Source organism: Crossiella sp. NPDC003009 (assembly GCF_053591555.1).
On record NZ_JBSFUA010000001.1, the window covers coordinates 38,777 to 54,184 of the forward strand.

Annotated in this window: 17 protein-coding genes; 11 read left to right on the plus strand and 6 right to left on the minus strand. The window is 72.8% G+C overall.

Features of this window, described 5'->3' with window-relative positions; all coding sequences use genetic code 11:
* The first annotated feature begins 39 nt into the window (after nt 1-39).
* On the plus strand, nt 40-1,467 hold the full coding sequence (locus tag ACWDY5_RS00195; protein WP_449720164.1) for a PepSY-associated TM helix domain-containing protein: 1,428 nt from the start codon (nt 40-42) through the stop codon (nt 1,465-1,467).
* Here the strand turns inward: ACWDY5_RS00195 and ACWDY5_RS00200 are convergent.
* Nucleotides 1,401-1,709 (minus strand): hypothetical protein, encoded by a 309-nt coding sequence (locus ACWDY5_RS00200; RefSeq protein WP_449720165.1) that lies wholly within the window; start codon nt 1,707-1,709, stop codon nt 1,401-1,403. The genes ACWDY5_RS00195 and ACWDY5_RS00200 overlap by 67 nt on opposite strands.
* 253 nt (nt 1,710-1,962) lie before the next feature.
* On the opposite strand from ACWDY5_RS00200, the gene ACWDY5_RS00205 reads away from it, so the two are divergent.
* The 3 genes from ACWDY5_RS00205 to ACWDY5_RS00215 all read left to right on the plus strand — a co-directional run bounded on the left by ACWDY5_RS00205 (nt 1,963) and on the right by ACWDY5_RS00215 (nt 3,402).
* The gene (locus ACWDY5_RS00205) at nt 1,963-2,793 is read left to right on the plus strand and encodes an SGNH/GDSL hydrolase family protein (protein ID WP_449720166.1); all 831 of its coding nucleotides are present in this window, start codon (nt 1,963-1,965) and stop codon (nt 2,791-2,793) included.
* Nucleotides 2,793-3,056, plus strand: coding sequence for a hypothetical protein (locus ACWDY5_RS00210; protein WP_449720167.1), 264 nt, complete (start codon nt 2,793-2,795; stop codon nt 3,054-3,056). The genes ACWDY5_RS00205 and ACWDY5_RS00210 overlap by 1 nt, the downstream gene beginning before the upstream one ends.
* Nucleotides 3,057-3,159: 103 nt before the next feature.
* Nucleotides 3,160-3,402: a hypothetical protein gene (locus ACWDY5_RS00215; RefSeq protein ID WP_449720168.1), complete on the plus strand. Its 243-nt coding sequence runs from the start codon at nt 3,160-3,162 to the stop codon at nt 3,400-3,402.
* On the opposite strand, the gene ACWDY5_RS00220 is transcribed toward ACWDY5_RS00215, so the two are convergent.
* Nucleotides 3,389-4,600, minus strand: coding sequence for a PucR family transcriptional regulator (locus ACWDY5_RS00220; RefSeq protein WP_449720169.1), 1,212 nt, complete (start codon nt 4,598-4,600; stop codon nt 3,389-3,391). The two genes, ACWDY5_RS00215 and ACWDY5_RS00220, sit on opposite strands and share 14 nt — an antisense overlap.
* Before the next feature lie 128 nt (nt 4,601-4,728).
* Between ACWDY5_RS00220 and ACWDY5_RS00225 the strand changes: the two genes are divergently transcribed.
* Both ACWDY5_RS00225 and ACWDY5_RS00230 read left to right on the plus strand, forming a co-directional pair.
* Nucleotides 4,729-6,537, plus strand: a complete 1,809-nt coding sequence (locus ACWDY5_RS00225; RefSeq protein WP_449720170.1) for an AMP-dependent synthetase/ligase — start codon at nt 4,729-4,731, stop codon at nt 6,535-6,537.
* A 9-nt stretch (nt 6,538-6,546) separates the two neighbouring features.
* The gene (locus tag ACWDY5_RS00230) at nt 6,547-7,167 is read left to right on the plus strand and encodes a class I SAM-dependent methyltransferase (protein WP_449720171.1); all 621 of its coding nucleotides are present in this window, start codon (nt 6,547-6,549) and stop codon (nt 7,165-7,167) included.
* Here the strand turns inward: ACWDY5_RS00230 and ACWDY5_RS00235 are convergent.
* On the minus strand, nt 7,142-8,506 hold the full coding sequence (locus tag ACWDY5_RS00235; protein ID WP_449720172.1) for a pyridoxal phosphate-dependent decarboxylase family protein: 1,365 nt from the start codon (nt 8,504-8,506) through the stop codon (nt 7,142-7,144). The two genes, ACWDY5_RS00230 and ACWDY5_RS00235, sit on opposite strands and share 26 nt — an antisense overlap.
* A gap of 41 nt (nt 8,507-8,547) precedes the next feature.
* A complete protein-coding gene (locus tag ACWDY5_RS00240) occupies nt 8,548-9,369 on the minus strand; it encodes an AraC family ligand binding domain-containing protein (protein ID WP_449720173.1) in 822 nt (273 codons plus the stop codon).
* A 33-nt stretch (nt 9,370-9,402) separates the two neighbouring features.
* Here ACWDY5_RS00240 and ACWDY5_RS00245 point away from each other — a divergent pair, with 33 nt between their 5' ends.
* Entirely contained in the window at nt 9,403-10,020 is a 618-nt protein-coding gene (locus ACWDY5_RS00245; RefSeq protein WP_449720174.1) for a maleylpyruvate isomerase family mycothiol-dependent enzyme, read from the plus strand.
* A gap of 6 nt (nt 10,021-10,026) precedes the next feature.
* Here ACWDY5_RS00245 and ACWDY5_RS00250 read toward each other — a convergent pair whose 3' ends face one another.
* The gene (locus tag ACWDY5_RS00250; protein WP_449720175.1) at nt 10,027-10,506 is read right to left on the minus strand and encodes a YbaK/EbsC family protein; all 480 of its coding nucleotides are present in this window, start codon (nt 10,504-10,506) and stop codon (nt 10,027-10,029) included.
* A 126-nt stretch (nt 10,507-10,632) separates the two neighbouring features.
* Between ACWDY5_RS00250 and ACWDY5_RS00255 the strand changes: the two genes are divergently transcribed.
* Nucleotides 10,633-11,793, plus strand: a complete 1,161-nt coding sequence (locus tag ACWDY5_RS00255; protein ID WP_449720176.1) for a hypothetical protein — start codon at nt 10,633-10,635, stop codon at nt 11,791-11,793.
* A gap of 167 nt (nt 11,794-11,960) precedes the next feature.
* Nucleotides 11,961-12,875: a M23 family metallopeptidase gene (locus tag ACWDY5_RS00260; RefSeq protein WP_449720177.1), complete on the plus strand. Its 915-nt coding sequence runs from the start codon at nt 11,961-11,963 to the stop codon at nt 12,873-12,875.
* 5 nt (nt 12,876-12,880) lie between these two features.
* Here ACWDY5_RS00260 and ACWDY5_RS00265 read toward each other — a convergent pair whose 3' ends face one another.
* Nucleotides 12,881-13,765: a hypothetical protein gene (locus tag ACWDY5_RS00265; RefSeq protein WP_449720178.1), complete on the minus strand. Its 885-nt coding sequence runs from the start codon at nt 13,763-13,765 to the stop codon at nt 12,881-12,883.
* Nucleotides 13,766-13,902: 137 nt separating this feature from the next.
* On the opposite strand from ACWDY5_RS00265, the gene ACWDY5_RS00270 reads away from it, so the two are divergent.
* Together ACWDY5_RS00270 and ACWDY5_RS00275 are read left to right on the plus strand one after the other, a co-directional pair.
* The gene (locus ACWDY5_RS00270; protein WP_449720179.1) at nt 13,903-14,763 is read left to right on the plus strand and encodes an SMP-30/gluconolactonase/LRE family protein; all 861 of its coding nucleotides are present in this window, start codon (nt 13,903-13,905) and stop codon (nt 14,761-14,763) included.
* Between the two features lie 80 nt (nt 14,764-14,843).
* Nucleotides 14,844-15,389 (plus strand): Uma2 family endonuclease, encoded by a 546-nt coding sequence (locus tag ACWDY5_RS00275; RefSeq protein ID WP_449720180.1) that lies wholly within the window; start codon nt 14,844-14,846, stop codon nt 15,387-15,389.
* Nucleotides 15,390-15,408: the final 19 nt, after the last annotated feature.

A 15,408-nucleotide genomic window follows, 5' to 3' on the forward strand; every position in this document is an offset into this window, starting at 1 on the left:
ACCTGGGGAGATCCTCCCTTCCACGATTAAGGAAGCCGGATGACCAACCTGCTCAGCGCCCGGCGCGAGACCCGGCCCCTCGGCCAGTCCCGCTCGGCGCGTCCCCTGCTGCTGCGCCTGCACTTCTACGCCGGAATCCTCATCGGCCCGTTCCTGCTCGTGGCCGCCCTGACCGGACTGCTCTACGTGTTCACCCCGCAGCTGGAACGCGCGGTCTACGATCACGAACTCTTCGTCACCCCAACCGGTTCGCCCCAGTCACTCGACCAGCAGATCGCCGCCGCGAAACAGGCCCTGCCCGGCGCGACCCTGGTGCGGGTCCGGCCGGGCGCCAGCGAGACCGACAGCACCCAGGTGATCTTCAGCCGGGCCGATCTCGCGCCCAGCCACTGGCTCACCGCCTACGTCGACCCCTACACCGCCCAGGTGCGCGGCACCCTGGAAACCTACGGCTCCAGCCAGGCCACCCCCGTGCGCACCTGGATCGACGAGCTGCACCGCGGCCTGCACCTCGGCGATATTGGCCGGCTGTACAGCGAGCTGGCGGCCAGCTGGCTGTGGCTGGTGGTGCTCGGTGGGCTGGTGCTGTGGTGGCAACGACAACGCGGCCGTCGCAAGCGGATGGTGCTGGTGGACCGGCGGGTCCGGGGCAGGCGCGGGCTGCTGTCCTGGCACGCGGTGCTGGGCACCTGGATCGCGCTGGCGCTGCTGTTCCTGTCGGTGACCGGGCTGACCTGGTCGCAGTACGGCGGGGAGAGCATCACCGAGCTGCGCAAGGCGCTGTCCTGGCAGACACCCACGTTGTCCACCAGCCTGTCCGAGCACTCCGCGCACGGCACGCACCAGCAGCACAGTGGGCACACCGGACCGGACGCGGGACCGGACCGGGTGCTGGCCGCGGCCCGTCAGTCCGGATTGGACGGTCCGGTGGAGATCACCCTGCCCTCCGGCGCGGGCAAGGCCTACCTGGTCAAGCAGATCAAGGGCAGCTGGCCGCAGAAGCAGGACGCCGCGGCCATCGACCCGGCCAGTGCGCGGGTGGTGGAAACCTTGCGGTTCCAGGACTTCCCGCTCGGCGCCAAGCTCGCCAGGTGGGGCATCGACGGGCACATGGGTGTGCTGTTCGGCCTGCCCAACCAGATCCTGCTGGCCGTGGTGTGCCTGGTGCTGATCGCGATGATCCTGTGGGGCTACCGGATGTGGTGGCACCGCAGGCCGACCAGGGACCGCTTCGCGCTGGGCCGCCCGTTCCCGCGCGGCGGCTGGCGGGCCCTGCACCCGGTGGCGCTGGCCGTGCTGGTGCTCGGCGGCGGGGTGCTGGCCTGGCAGCTGCCGGTGTTCGGGGTGTCCCTGCTGGGCTTCCTCGTGGTGGACCTGCTGCTGGCCTGGCGGGCCCGTCGTCAGGCGCTCTCGGCGATATCCGGGACCGGGCGGACGGTGACCACCTCGCCGGAGGAGTTGACGTAGAGGGTGCCGTACCCGTGCCGCCAGCCGGCGAGGCGTTCCACCACCGCGACCGCGCAGGCGCGGGCCTGTTCCTGTTCGGCGCAGCGGTACAGCTCGTGGAAGTCACCACTGATCGGCACCCCGGTCAGCCGGATCCGCACGCTGTAGCGGCCGCCGACGTGGAAGACCTCCTCGATGCCGACCGCGGCGACCTGGTCGGCCCGCACCAGCCACTCGCCGGTGCGGATCCACAGTGTCGTCACGTTGTCGTTCATACCTTTGTGGTGGGTCGCGGGGGACGAGGTGAAACCGGCCGCGCGTCGCACAACACGACCGTGGCCGGGCTTCACCCGGACCACCGCGACCGGCCGCGCCCTGACTAGGTAACGACGTTTTTGTGCCCGATCACAACCCGATCCGGGGAACTCTGGAAAATTCGCCACCCCGATTCCCGCGTGCTGGCTCCACCATATGAGCAGTTCTTTTGGACGCGTTGACCCGGAGGTTCGAATGCGGATGCGTGGACGGCTCGCGGTTGGTCTGGCGATGACGGCGGCCGCGATGCTGGCGGGACCGGCCGCGCAGGCGGATTCGCTGGAGTACGTGGCCATGGGGGACTCGGCGGCGGCCGGGCCGCTGATCCCGCACCAGAACATCAACCTGCTGTGCCTGCGCTCGGACCGGAACTACCCGGCGATGGCCGCCAAGGAACTCGGCGCGAGTCTCCGGGATGTGTCCTGTTCCGGGGCGGTGACCGCGGATTTCGCCGGGAAGCGGTTCGGGTTCATTCCGGCGCAGTTCGACGCGTTGCGGCCGAGCACCGATTTGGTCTCGGTCACCATCGGCGCGAACGACTCCGGCTTGTTCCAGCAGGCGCTCAGTTGTATCAACCTGCTGCCGGAGCCCGCCGGACTTTCCTGCGCCGACCGGCTCACCGCCGGTGGCAAGGACCAGCTCGCCGCCGCGGTGGACGCCTGGGCGCCCAAGTTCGGCGCGGCCCTCGACGAGATCCGCAAACGGTCGCCCCAGGCCAAGATTCTGGTCACCGGCTACGGCACCTACATCCGGCCCGAGGGCTGCCACCCGGTGCAGCCGGTGTGGGCCAAGGACGGGCGCTACCTGCAGAGCGTGATGAACCGGGTCAGCGCGACCGCCCGCGCCCAGGCCCAGCAGCGCGGCGCCACCTACGTCGACTTCGCCGCGGTCACCGTGGGCCACGACATCTGCGCCGCTCCCACCCAGCGCTACCTGGAGGGCCTGATCCCGACCAGCCCGGCCGCGCCGCTGCACCCCAACGCGCGCGGCATGGCCGCCTTCGGCAAGGCCGTCGCGGCGGCGGCCCGCTGATGGGCCGCCGGAGCTGGACGCTGACCGCGCTGGTCGCCGTGCTGCTGGCCGCCCTGGCCGGACCGGCGGCGGCCGCGCGGGAGCTGCCGGTGGTCTACCACTCGCCGCTCGCGGTCGCCGCCTCGCTGGCCCACCCCGGTTCCGCGCCGCCCGGGGCGAACGACTGGTCCTGCCGCAGCGCCACCCGGATGCGGATCAACTGGCACACCCTGTCCCCGCTGCTGAAGAACAACGGGTACTGCGTGTTCGCGCACACCACGTGATCGGCCTCGCGCCGACCAGCCACGGCTCCTCCGCACTGGGCCTGGACGAGTGGATCAGGACCGTGCTGCGCGGCTGAACTCCTTGCCGGACACCGTTCCCGGGGTGCGCTACACCACCACCGCCACCCGCTACGACCCGGTGGTGACCCCGTACGAGTCCCAGTTCCCGCACGGCCCCGGCTCGACCAACATCCTGCTGCAAGACCTGTGCCGCAACGACTTCGCCGACCACCTGGCACTGGCCTTCGGCCACGTGGCACTGCGCGAGGTGCTCAACGCGCTGGACCCGGCCACCGCGCAGCGGCCGGACTGCTCGCGGCCGGTGTGGCCGGTCATCGGCGGGTAGCCGCCCGCGCGGCCAGCGCGGCCCGGATCAAGCCGATGTCCCTGATGCTGGTGGCGTCCAGGCCGGTCAGCTCGTGGATTCTGCGCAGCCGGTAGTCCACCGTGTTGGGGTGCACGTGCAGCTCGCCTGCCGCGGCCCGCCTGCCACCGGCGCGCAGGAACACCTCCAGGGTCTGCACCAGCTCCTCGTTGGCGGACAACGGTTCCAGCACCGCGGCGAGCTGGTCCAGGGCGGGGCTGGGCCGGGAGAGCTGGTACTCCAGCAGCAGGTCCGCCAGCCGGTAGACCCCTGGCGGGCGGCCGAAGCGGACGGCCACCTCCAGCACCTCCCTGGCCACCCCGGCGGCCTCGGCGACCCCGGCCGGTTCGGCGGCCACCACGCCCACGGTGATCTCCGCGCCCGCGGCCTGGCTCAGCTCGGCCACCACCCGGTGCAGCCAGGTCCAGTCGCGGGCGGTCAGCTCCTCCCGGGAGGCCGGGCTGGGCAGCAGCACGGTGCCGCCCTCGGGGGTCAGCGCGGAGAGCACCGGGCCGCGCAGCTGCCGGTCCAGCTCGGCCCGCAGCCGCCGCAGCTTGCGCCGGGCGGCGATGGTCGGGTCGACCTCGGGACCGGTCTCGTCGGGGTGGGCGGCCACGGCGATGGCGAGCACCAGGTAGCAGGGCGGCAGCCGCACCCCGGCCTGGCCCGCGGCCGCCTCGGCGGGAGTGCCGGTGAGCAGCGCGGAGAGCAGGGTGTGCCGCGCGGTGTGGTCGTCGTCGAAGGCGGTCTGCCTGGCGTCCAGGTAGCCCGCGCCGACCGCGGGGGTGACCAGCTCCAGGTAGCGCAGGGCGAGGTCGTTGACGGTCATCACGTCCGCGATCTCCGCCGGCCGGGCGTCCGGGCGCAGCGAGTCCCACATGACCTGCACGCCGATGTGGTACGCGGTGAGCACCACGTCCACCGGGATGCCCTCCTCGGCGCGGCGGGCCGCGGACTCGCGCAGGAAGCCCAGCTCGGCGCGGGTGGGCAGCTTCCTGGTGCGCAGGATGGCGATGAAGGAGCGCAGGGTCTGCTCGATGACCTGGTGGATGTCCCCGGCCAGCTCCTCCTCGGGCAGCAGGCCGTAGGCGGGCACCCTGGCGGTCACCTCGGCCAGCACCCGCCCGACCAGCTCCGGCAGGGACTCGGTGAAGCGCTCGTGCAGTGGCCGACCGCCCACCACCAGATCACGCGGTTTGTTATCCGTCACAACGAACCGCGCCAATCTCTGGGACAACACCCATGTCGCCTCCGACCGTTCGTGATTCATCATGACATCGCCGTCACTCAGAGTCGAGGGAGCACGGAATGCGCGAGTTCACCGCCGCCCCGCGGTATCCGGTTCCGGCCCACGGTGGGGTGGTCGAGCTGGTCTACGGCAACGCCGCCGCCGAGCCCGGCCGGGAGGCCTTCCGCCGCAAGGTCGACGGGCGCTGGGTGCCGGTCACCGCGGGGGAGTTCGCCGAGCAGGTGACCGCGGTGGCCAGGGGACTGCTGGCCAGCGGCATCGCCGCCGGGGACCGGGTCGGCCTGCTGTCGGCCACCCGGTACGAGTGGACGCTGCTGGACTTCGCGCTGTGGGCGGTGGGCGCGGTGCCGGTGCCCGTCTACGTCACCTCCTCGGCCGAGCAGGTCCAGTGGATCCTGGCCGACTCCGGCGCGGCGGCGGTGCTGGTGGAGACCGCCGAGCACCAGGCCGTGGTCGACGGCCTGCGCCCGGAACTGCCGGAGCTGGGCTGCCTGTGGCGGATCGAGCCCGATGCCACGTCGCCGGGCGCGGTGGCCGAGCTGGTCGCCGCGGGCGAGCGGGTGGCGGCCGCGGAGGTGGTCCGGCGGCGGCGCCTGGTCGACCCGGCGGACGTCGCGACGATCATCTACACCTCCGGCACCACCGGCCGCCCCAAGGGCTGCGTGCTCACCCACGCCAACTGCCTCGCCGAGGCGGGCAACGCCTTCGAGCTGCTGCGCCCGATGTTCGAGGGCGTGGCGGGGGAGGGGGCCTCGACGCTGCTGTTCCTGCCGCTGGCGCACGTGTTCGGCCGGATGGTGCAGCTGGGCGCGGTGCTCTCCGGCGCGGTCCTCGGCCACAGCGGCGACATCAAGTCCCTGCTGCCCGATCTCGCCGCGTTCCGGCCGACCTTCGTGCTGTCGGTGCCGTACGTGCTGGAGAAGGTCTACAACACCGCCGCGCACAAGGCGCACGCCGCGGGCCGCGGCCGCCTGTTCGACACCGCGGTGGCCACCGCCATCGCCTACTCGGAAGCGGAGAAACCCGGGCTGGGCTTGAGAATCCGGCACGCGCTGTTCGACCGGCTGGTCTACCGCAAGCTACGCGCCGCGTTCGGCGGCCGCTGCCGGTACGCGATCTCCGGCGGCGCCCCGCTCGGCGCGCGGCTGACCCACTTCTACCGCGGCATCGGCCTGACCGTGTTCGAGGGCTACGGCCTCACCGAGACCACCGCGGCCGCCACCCTCAACTCCCTGGACGCCTACCGGCCCGGCACGGTCGGCCGCCCGGTGCCCGGCACCTCCATCCGGATCAGCGCCGACGGTGAGGTGCTGATCAAGGGCGGGGTGGTCTTCCCCGGCTACTGGCACGACGAAACCGCCACCGCACAGGCGTTCCCGGCCCAGGACTGGTTCGCCACCGGCGACCTCGGCGAGCTGGACGAGGACGGTTTCCTGCGGATCACCGGGCGCAAGAAGGAGATCCTGGTGACCAGCGGCGGCAAGAACGTCGCGCCCGCGGTGATCGAGGACCGGATCACCGCGCACCCGCTGATCGCGCACGCCGTGGTCGTCGGCGACGCCCAGAAGTACATCGCCGCCCTGATCACCATCGACCAGGAGCACTTCCCGCAGTGGAAAACCCGTGCGGGCAAACCGGAAACCGCCACCGTGGCCGAGCTCGCCGAGGACCCCGACCTGCGTGCGGAGATCCAGCAGGCCATCGACTCCGGCAACCAGGCCGTCTCCACCGCGGAGTCGGTGCGCCGGTTCCGGGTGCTGCCCGCGGAGTTCACCCCGGAGACCGGGCACCTCACCCCGTCGCTGAAGCTGCGCCGCGCGGTGATCATGCAGGACTTCGCCGAGGACGTGGCCGGTCTCTACGCCTAGGATGACCGGGTGCCGCCGTACTGGAACACCAATGTCGCCCGGCACCCGGACATCCTGCGCGCGGTTCCCGAGGGTTGTCGTCAGGCCTTGGACGTGGGCTGTGGCGACGGGCTGCTGGCCAGGAAGCTGACCGGCAGGGCCGAGCACGTCACCGGGGTGGACAGCTCACCGAGGATGATCGCGCTGGCCCGTGAGCTTTCCGGCGGCCAGCCGGGTCTGGACTTCATCGAGGGCGACTTCCGCACGGCCGAACTCCCGTTGGCGGGCTACGACTTCATCTGCTCGGTGGCCACCGTCCACCACGTGGACCTGGCGCAGGCCCTCATCCGGCTGCGCGACCTGCTGCGCCCCGGCGGCACCCTGGTCGTGGTCGCGCTGGCCCGCTCGGTGACCCCGGCCGAGCGGGCGTTCGCGGTCGCGGCCACCCCCGTGGTGTGGACGGTGAAGCGGCTGCGCCGCGCGCACGGCCCGGACGGCATGCCAGGAGCCCAGCCGACCCTGAGCTATGGGCAGGTGCGGGCCACCGCGCAACGGCTGCTGCCCGGCGTGCGCTACCGCAGGCACGTGCTCCGCCGGTACTCGCTGGTGTGGACCAAACCCGCGGTCACTCCCGGACCGCCGACCGGATGATCTCGATCGCCTCGGCCACCCGCTCCGCGTCCGTGCGGTGGCTGAGCACGCACAGCCGCAGCCGGAACCGGCCGTCCAACCGGGTGCTGGACAGGAAGACCCGTTGCGTGGCGTTGATCCGGGACAGCAACCGCTGGTTGTCCGCATCCTCGCCGTGCCGCAGTGCGAAGACGTTGACCGTCAGGTCCGGAGTCAGCGGAACGTCCACTTCGGACAGTGCGGACAGCTCGCGGTGCACCAGCTCGGCCAGGTCCAGCTTCTCCGCCAGCGCACGGCGGAACGCGCCGATCCCGTGCAGGTGCAGCGGCAGCCACAGCCGCAGGCCGCGGAACTCCCTGGTCAGCTCGGGGCCCAGGTCGCAGAAGTCCGGCGGCCACGGATCGCGCTGGAGGTCCTGGAGGTAGCTGGCCTCGACCGTGTGCGCGGCGCGCAGGGCGGCCGGGTCGCGGACCAGCAGGACGCCGGTGCCGTAGGGCAGGAACATGGCCTTGTGCGGGTCGAAGGTGATGGAGTCGGCCAGTTCGATGCCGCGCAGGCGTTCCCGGCCGCGGCCGGTGAGCTGGAAACCGCCGCCGTAGGCCGCGTCGACGTGGAACCACAGGCCGTGCCGCTCGGCCAGCGCGGCCAGTTCCGGCAGTGGGTCGATGGTGCCGGTGCTGGTGCTGCCCGCGGTGCCCACCAGCAGGAACGGCCGGTGGCCCGCGGCGAGGTCGGCGCGGACCAGCTCCTCGGCGGCGGCCGGGTCCATCCGGTGCTCGGCGGTCACCGGCACCATCCGCACCTGCTCGGCGCGCAGCCCGGCGATCAGCGCGGCCTTGGCCACGCTGAGGTGGGTGTGCTCGGTGACGTAGAACGTGCCCCGCTCGTGCCGGGGACCGAGCCGGTCGTGCCGGGCCGCGACCAGCGCGGACAGGGTGGCCGGCGAACCGCCGGTGGTGATCAGCCCGCCCGCGGTGGCGGGCAGGCCGAACTCCCGGCACAGCCACTGGAGCACGCTGTCCTCCAGCGCGACCAGGTCCGGCGCCATCGAGCTGATCGCGGTGAACCGGTTGACCACGGTGGACAGGAACTCGCCGATCGCCGCGGAAACCAGTCCACCGGCGGGGAAGTACGCCAGGTAGCCCCCGCCGGCGGTCTCCACCGCGTTGGCCGCCGCGGTGCGGAAGGTCGACAGCAGCTCGGCGAACTCACCCGGCTCCTCGGCCGGCGGGTCGAACGGTTGTGGCTCCGTCGTCCTCGACGCCGGAGCCGAGGGCAGTCCGGCGAGGAACTCGGCGGTCAGGTCGCCGGTGGCGGTCAGCATCGCGGCCAGCTCCGCGGGGCAGGGGTCCCAAGACATGGGCGCACCCTAGGAACCGCCTGGCGGCCCGGTCTTGTACGTTATTGCGCCCGGCCGCGCAGGTAGCCGCCCGGCGCGACCCCGACGATCCGCCGGAAGTGCCGGGACAGGTGCGCCTGGTCGACGAAGCCCACCTCGGCGGCGGTCTCGGCCGGTCGGCTGCCCGCCTCCAGCAGCGCCCGGCTGCGCCGCACCCGCTCCTGGTTGAGGTAGGCGTGCGGCGGCAGGCCGAACCGCTCGCGGAACCCGCGCAGCAGCGCGAACCGCCCCAGCCCGACCTCGGCGGCCAGCTCGTCCAGGCTCGGCGGCCGGGCCATCCGCGCCAGCAGCACCTGCCGCGCCCGCTCCAGTCCCCGCACGTCCGCCCGGACCGGCGACTGCTCCCGCGGCTGGCTGCCCCGCCGCTGCCAGAACAGCTGGATCGCCTGGTACAGCAGGGTTTCCGAGCTGAGGTGGGCCTCGTGCTCGGCGGCCCGGTGCGCGGCCAGCAGCGCACCGGCGAGGTCCGCGTCGTAGCTGGGATCGCCGTGGAAGGCCGGGGTGCCGGTGGGGCCGCCGAGCTCCCGCACGACCGCCGACACCAGCTCGACCGAGGGGTAGAGCACGCGGTAGGTCCAGCCGTGCTCGTCGGCGGCCTGCCCGCTGTGCACCTCGCCGGGATGCACGCACACGCTGCCGCCCGCGCCGATCATCAGCGCGCCGGAACCCGCGTGCAGCACCTCGGCGCCGCGCTGCACCACGCCGATGGCGTAGGTGTCGTGGCTGTGCCGGGTGAAGGCGTGCCTGCGGTACCGGGCGGCCAGCAGATCCAGCCCGGGCACGCTCGGATGCCGCCAGTACCGCGCGGGCTCAGCCGTCGCCACCCAGCCACCGTACGTCCAATAGGGTCGCCTGGCATGACGGTGATGACGTTCGCGATCCAGGAACGCGCCGAGTTCGCCGACTTCCTGGACACCCTGACCCCCGAGCAGTGGGCCGCGCCGACCCTGTGCTCCGGCTGGACCACGCGCGAGCTGGTCGCGCACGTGATCAGCTACGACGACGCCGGCCTCGCGGGCGCCTTCCGGCGGTTGGCCCGCGGCCGGTTCTCCCTGGCCCGGACCAACCAGCTCGGCGTGACCGAGTACTCGGCCAAGAGCCCCGCGGAACTGGTCGGCCTGCTGCGCACGCACCGGCGGCCGCGCGGGCTGACCGCGGCCTTCGGCGGCATGATCGCGCTGGTGGACGGCCTGGTCCACCAGCAGGACATCCGCCGCCCGCTCGGCCTGCCCCGCGAGATCCCGGCCGAGCGGCTGCGCACCGCGCTGCGGTGCGCGCTGCTGGCGCCGCCGATCGGCGCCTTCCGCCGGGTCCGCGGTCTCCGCCTGGTGGCTGCCGACCTCGACTTCACCCGGGGGTCCGGGCCTGAGGTGCGCGGACCGGGTGAGGCGCTGCTGATGGCGGTGAGCGGGCGGGGGCACGCGCTCGACGAGCTGTCCGGTCCCGGGGTGCCGTTGCTGGCCCAGCGGGTCTGACCGCCCCTACTGAGCGGGCTGCTGCCGGACGTCCGCCGGTGTGCCGCCGGTCAGCTGCACCAGTTCGGTGAAGGTGGTGGCGAACAGGGTGTGCCTGGCCCCGCCACCGGCCCACAGCTCCGGGTAGCCGGCCAGCGAGGCGTCGATCAGCGTGGGCAGCGGGGCAGGGTGGCCGATCGGGGCGACCCCGCCCACCGGCTGGCCGGTGGCCGCCAGCACCACCTCGGGATCGGCCCGCCTGAGCTTGGCCACCCCGAGCTCCGCGGCGGCCTTGCGCAGGTCGACCCGGTTCGCGCCGCTGCTGACCACCAGCACCGGGCCCTGCTCGCCGGTGAAGACCAGGCTGTTGGCCACCGCCCCCACCGGGCAGCCGACCAGGGCCGCGGCGGCCGCGGCGGTGGGCACGTCCTCGGTCAGGGTGACGATCTTGATCTCCCGCGCCAGCACGCTCAACGCGGTCTCCACCCTGCGCACGGCCTCCTGCATGGCAACCCCTTCCCGTTCGCCGCGGAGGTTAGTGTCGCCCGGCCGGTCGGCGGAACCGAGTTTCGCCGGATCCACTGTGGAGCGCGCGTTAGCCGAGTGTCAGGCGGTGTTCCTAGGGTCTGGGCGATGAGCAGCACGGAGGATCGGCCGCCGCGGCCGATCGCGCGCGGGGACGTGGTGGCGGCCTACTCGGAGCACCTGGGCGAGTGGACCGCGGCCCAGATCACCCGGCTGGAGCGGGCCACCCGGACCGTCGCCGTCCTGGAGCTGGACTGGTCCGGCCCGGAGCCGTTCTCGGTGGCCGACCTGGGGCCGGAGCTCACGCCGGCCACCATGACGCCGTCGCCGCCGCTGGGCGCGAGGCAGCTGGTGCACAGCCGGTTGCCGTGGGTGCTGCCGCGCAGCCACAAGGTGATCGGCTCGGCCGCGGTGCTGCCGGCCGGGCCGGTGGTCAACGAGAGTCCTATGTGGACACTCGGGCTGGACCTGGGGCGGCGCAGGCACGGTGCCCACTGGCCCTACCAGGACAGCTGGGTCAACTGCCTGGCCGAGGACCTGGCGCCGATGCTCGACGGCGAGCCCGACCCGGTGGTGCGGGAGCTGACCGTCGGGGAGATCGAGGAGCTGGACTGCGCCCGGCTGGTCACCCGGTTTCCGTTGCTCACCAGCCTGATCCTGGTCGGCGACCTGGGCAGGCTGGTGCACCCGGCGAGCCTGAACCGGCTGCGTTCGCTGCGCCGCCTGACCATCACCGACCTGTCCGGGCCGACCGCGGCCGACCGCGTGCTGCCCGGCCAGCTGCCCGCGCTGGAATGGCTGTCCCTGGACCGGGTGCCGATCGACTACGCCGAGGCCGTGGCCGCGGACTGGCAGGGCGAGGTGCGCCACGGGGTCGACCTGCGCATCGGCCGGGCCATGTCGCCGGAGTGGTTCGCGGCCAACCGGGACAACCCGTTGCGGGACTGGGAAGGCCGCGCCGAGCTCGACCAGTACACCTACCAGCGCTGCCTGGCCCAGTACCGGTCCACCAGGGAGGCGCTGTTGGCCGCGCTGGCCGGTCCGGCCGGGACGGACCGGCTGACCGAGCTCGGGCAGGCCTACGGCGCGGCCTTCCACAGACTGGACAACGGCACCGGGTTCATCGGCTACGAGGAGACCGGCGTGCTGTGGGAGTCGCTCAACCGAGTGGTCGAGGAGGTCGCGGCCGGGGAGGACCTGAGCGAGGTCAAGCGGGCGCTGTGGGACGGCCTGCGGTCCGGACTGCGGGGTGAACCATCAGAGTCTTGACCGGCCCCGCGGCCAGAAAATGGTGGTGAGCAGGGCGGATCCGCCGCGGCGTTCAGAGCTTTGGCCGCGGTCTCCAGGGAACTGACCGCTGTCGTTGACGGGCCGCGCCGCCGCTGGTGAGCCTGGGCTCGGACCATTCCCTGCTTGTGGTTCGAGAGGACGACGACATGGCAAGACTGCGCAGGACGGCGGCCGCCTTGGCGGCACTGCTCGCGGTGGGCCTGACCCCGCCCGCGGCCGCCGAACCCGCCGCCGCGGCAGAACCCGCGGTGGCACAGGCGATGCTGGCCGAACGGGCCACCACCGCGACCGGACTGGCCGCCCAGGGCCGCACGGTCGAGGTCGACGTGCGGCGGCGCGCCGGTGACTGGGTGTTCGGCTCCGGGGTGCTCACCGCGCCCCCGGTGCACGGGGCCGCGCCGGATGCCTGGCTGTTCCTGGGCCGCCGCACCGGGAACGGCTGGCAGGTCGCACTGGACACCGGAACCGGGTTCGCCGCGCTGGCCGCCCGCGCCCCGGAGTCCGTGCTGTCCCTGGGGGAGAAGGAGACCTTCGCGGCCAACGCGCGCAACGCCGCCGCGCCCACCGGCCTCGCCCTGCCCTACCCGACCGGGGTCTCCTGGACGATGATCGGCGGCCCGCACGGCTGGAGCGGCCAGCCGCGGCCGTGGAGCTCGGTGGACCTCAACGGCGGCGACCGGCGGGTGCTGGCCGGGCAGAGCGGCCGGGCGTACTGGATGTGCCGCAACGGCGGGCACATCCGGATCATCCACGACAACGGCTGGACCACCGAGTACTACCACCTGCTCGATGAGATCAAGCCCGACGGCGCGCCGATCAAGCTCGGCGACTACCTCGGCCTGACCAGCACCCGCATCCCCTGCGGCGGCTCGGCGGGCAGCAACCACGTGCACTACGCGGTGAAGAAGGGCACCGCGTGGACCGCGCTCAACGGCCTCACCATCGGCGGCTGGACCTTCCGCGAGGGCAGCCGCGCCTACAGCGGCTACGCCACCCACCAGACGGTGCGGCGCAACGTTGGGCAGCAGCTGACCAACTACGGCCCCGACGACCCCGGCTGAGCCGGTCACTCCCATTCCCAGCGGATGCCGTGACAGCCCGGTGGCGCGTCGGCCTGCACCAGGTGCGTGGCGCCCCACCGGGTCAGCGGCAGCTCAGCCAGATCCGTCCACGGGGTGCCGATGTCGGGCTGCCAGATCCGGAAGCAGCGGGCGGGCAGCGCGGCCGGGTCGAACTGGATCTGCAACAGGTAGCTGCGAATCGGGAAGCGCACACCCCGGTGGTAGTCGGTGGATTTCGGCCCGCCCGCGCTGTAGGCCAGCTCGTACTCCAGCACGTAGGTCTCCCCGGCGATCAGCTTGCGCTCGAAGATCAGCTCGACCGCGGTGAGCCCGTTCGCCCGGTCCTCGCGCACCCGCCCGATCCGGCACTGCCGGGCCAGCCGGATGTCCGGCAGCACCGGCGCCTCACTGTGGTAGACCGCGATGTGCCGGTCCACCCCGTCCCGCCGCGCCACCAGCACCACCTGCCCCTGGATGGCCAGCTCCTCCCGGTCGGGGCCGAGCACGATCCGGTCGTGGTGGCTCAGCAGCCCCAGCCCGCCGTCGGTGCGGTCCTGGATCCGCGCCAGCAGCCTGCGCACCCCCGCGTGCACCGGGCAGACCCGTTCCAGCGGCAGCGAACCCGGCACGTGGTCCAGCCACCGACCACGCGGCCGGCGCGGCCCCAGCAGGGTGATCAGCTGACCACGCGGCAGCCCGAGGATGTCCTCCAGCACGAGCACCGCGCGCAGCGAGCCCGGTCGTTCCGGCCGGCAGGCGCCGCGCTGCCAGTAGCTCAGGGTGGCCACGCTGACCCGCACGTCCTGTAGCCGGAGGTGGTGGCGAAGGCGTTCCAGGGTCAGGCCGCGGGCGTCGATCGCGGCGCGCAGGGCGTCACTGAAGACAGACATGCCGCATCCCTCAGGTTCGGGTGGCCCCCGGCCAGTGTGCGACAGGATCAGGGGGTGACCGGACTGGTTGGCGGTTTTGCGTCGATCCGGCGGCCCGCCGTTCGTGTCGGGGGCGAAGCCAGGACGAGGGAGGTCCCATGACGACGGTGTTGCTGGACGGGCTCGCGGTGGGGGAGTCACCGCGCTGGCACCAGGGCAGGCTGTGGTTCTGCCACTGGGGCGCGGACGAGATCGTCGCGGTGGACCTGGACGGCCGGGCCGAGGTGATCCGGCACGACCCGGAGATCGTGCCGCACTCCATCGACTGGCTCCCGGACGGCCGGCTGCTGATCGTGCCGCGCGCCGAGGCCTACCAGGGCCTGTTGCAGCGCCAGGAACCCGACGGCTCGCTGGTCACCCACGCCGACCTGCGCCCACTGGCCGCGGGCTGGAACGAGCTGGTGGTGGACGGCCGGGGCAACACCTACGTCAACGGCAGCGACTTCGACTTCCTCGGCTTCCTGGAGGGGAAAGCGGAGTTCGTCCCCGGCGTCATCGCCCTGGTCACCCCGGACGGCGCGGTGCGGCAGGTGGCCGAGGGCATCGAGTTCGGCAACGGCATGGTGGTCAGCCAGGACAACTCGACCCTGGTCATCGCCGAGTCCTTCGCCGGCCGGCTCACCGCCTTCGACATCACCGAGACCGGCACCCTGACCAACCGCAGGACCTGGGCCGAAGGCGTCGGCCCGGACGGCATCACCATGGACGCCGACGGCGCGATCTGGACCTCGCGCACCGACCACGACTGCGCGCTGGTCCGCGAGGGCGGCGAGGTGGTGCGGACCATCGAACTGGACCGCAACCCGTTCGCGTGCGCGCTGGGTGGGGCGGATGGGCGGACGCTGTTCGTGATGGCGGCGCGGTGGAACCCGGAGGATCCGTTCGGCGGGCCCCGGACCGGCCAGGTGCTGACCACCTCGGTGGCGGCGCCGGGGGCGGGGTGGCCGGGGCGGAGCTGAACCCCGGCCTCGCCCGGCCCAGCGTTAGTCGCGCTGACCGACACCTAAGGTTGTTGGTGCCTTACCGAAAGCGGGGTTCGATGACAGCAGGCTGGACGCTGGCGGGCGTGCTCGCTCTCCCAGAGCGTCGCCGAGTGGAAGTGCTCGACGGAACCCTCATCCGCAAGCCGGGTCCGCCGCCGATCCACCAGCGCGTCATGCGCAGGCTCGCCGCGGCCATTGAACCCGCGCTGCCGCCGGAGTGGCAGCTGGAAGTCGACGTCGACGTCCTCCTCGCCGAGGAGCCCCTCGACTACGTGGCCCCGGACATCGTCGTCTTCTCCGCCGAGGTCCCGCTGACCACCCGCCCCATCCCCGCGAGCACCGTGTTGCTCGTCGTCGAAGTGGTCTCCAAGGGTTCCCGCCGCGAGGACCGGGGTTCCAAACCGCTGGCCTACGCCGAGGCGGGTGTCCCGCACTACTGGCGCCTGGAGAGCCAGGCCAGTGGCGCGCTGGCCCCGGTGATGCACACCTACGAACTGGACCCGGCCTCCGCCGCCTACACCGAGACCGGCGCGCACCACGGCCAGTTCCGCAGCACGGTCGCCGTCCCGGTGGACATCGAGCTGACCACGCTCACCCGCTGACCCCTTCGCCGCACCCGAC

What these genes read in the sequence shown, in the direction of transcription:
- ACWDY5_RS00265 (WP_449720178.1), bottom strand. Translation starts at nt 13,765, where the DNA reads ATGTCTGTCTTCAGTGACGCCCTGCGCGCCGCGATCGACGCCCGCGGC.
- ACWDY5_RS00195 (WP_449720164.1), top strand. Translation starts at nt 40, where the DNA reads ATGACCAACCTGCTCAGCGCCCGGCGCGAGACCCGGCCCCTCGGCCAG.
- ACWDY5_RS00275 (WP_449720180.1), top strand. Translation starts at nt 14,844, where the DNA reads ATGACAGCAGGCTGGACGCTGGCGGGCGTGCTCGCTCTCCCAGAGCGT.
- ACWDY5_RS00210 (WP_449720167.1), top strand. Translation starts at nt 2,793, where the DNA reads ATGGGCCGCCGGAGCTGGACGCTGACCGCGCTGGTCGCCGTGCTGCTG.
- ACWDY5_RS00260 (WP_449720177.1), top strand. Translation starts at nt 11,961, where the DNA reads ATGGCAAGACTGCGCAGGACGGCGGCCGCCTTGGCGGCACTGCTCGCG.
- ACWDY5_RS00270 (WP_449720179.1), top strand. Translation starts at nt 13,903, where the DNA reads ATGACGACGGTGTTGCTGGACGGGCTCGCGGTGGGGGAGTCACCGCGC.
- ACWDY5_RS00235 (WP_449720172.1), bottom strand. Translation starts at nt 8,506, where the DNA reads ATGTCTTGGGACCCCTGCCCCGCGGAGCTGGCCGCGATGCTGACCGCC.
- ACWDY5_RS00225 (WP_449720170.1), top strand. Translation starts at nt 4,729, where the DNA reads ATGCGCGAGTTCACCGCCGCCCCGCGGTATCCGGTTCCGGCCCACGGT.
- ACWDY5_RS00250 (WP_449720175.1), bottom strand. Translation starts at nt 10,506, where the DNA reads ATGCAGGAGGCCGTGCGCAGGGTGGAGACCGCGTTGAGCGTGCTGGCG.
- ACWDY5_RS00245 (WP_449720174.1), top strand. Translation starts at nt 9,403, where the DNA reads ATGACGGTGATGACGTTCGCGATCCAGGAACGCGCCGAGTTCGCCGAC.
- ACWDY5_RS00255 (WP_449720176.1), top strand. Translation starts at nt 10,633, where the DNA reads ATGAGCAGCACGGAGGATCGGCCGCCGCGGCCGATCGCGCGCGGGGAC.
- ACWDY5_RS00205 (WP_449720166.1), top strand. Translation starts at nt 1,963, where the DNA reads ATGCGTGGACGGCTCGCGGTTGGTCTGGCGATGACGGCGGCCGCGATG.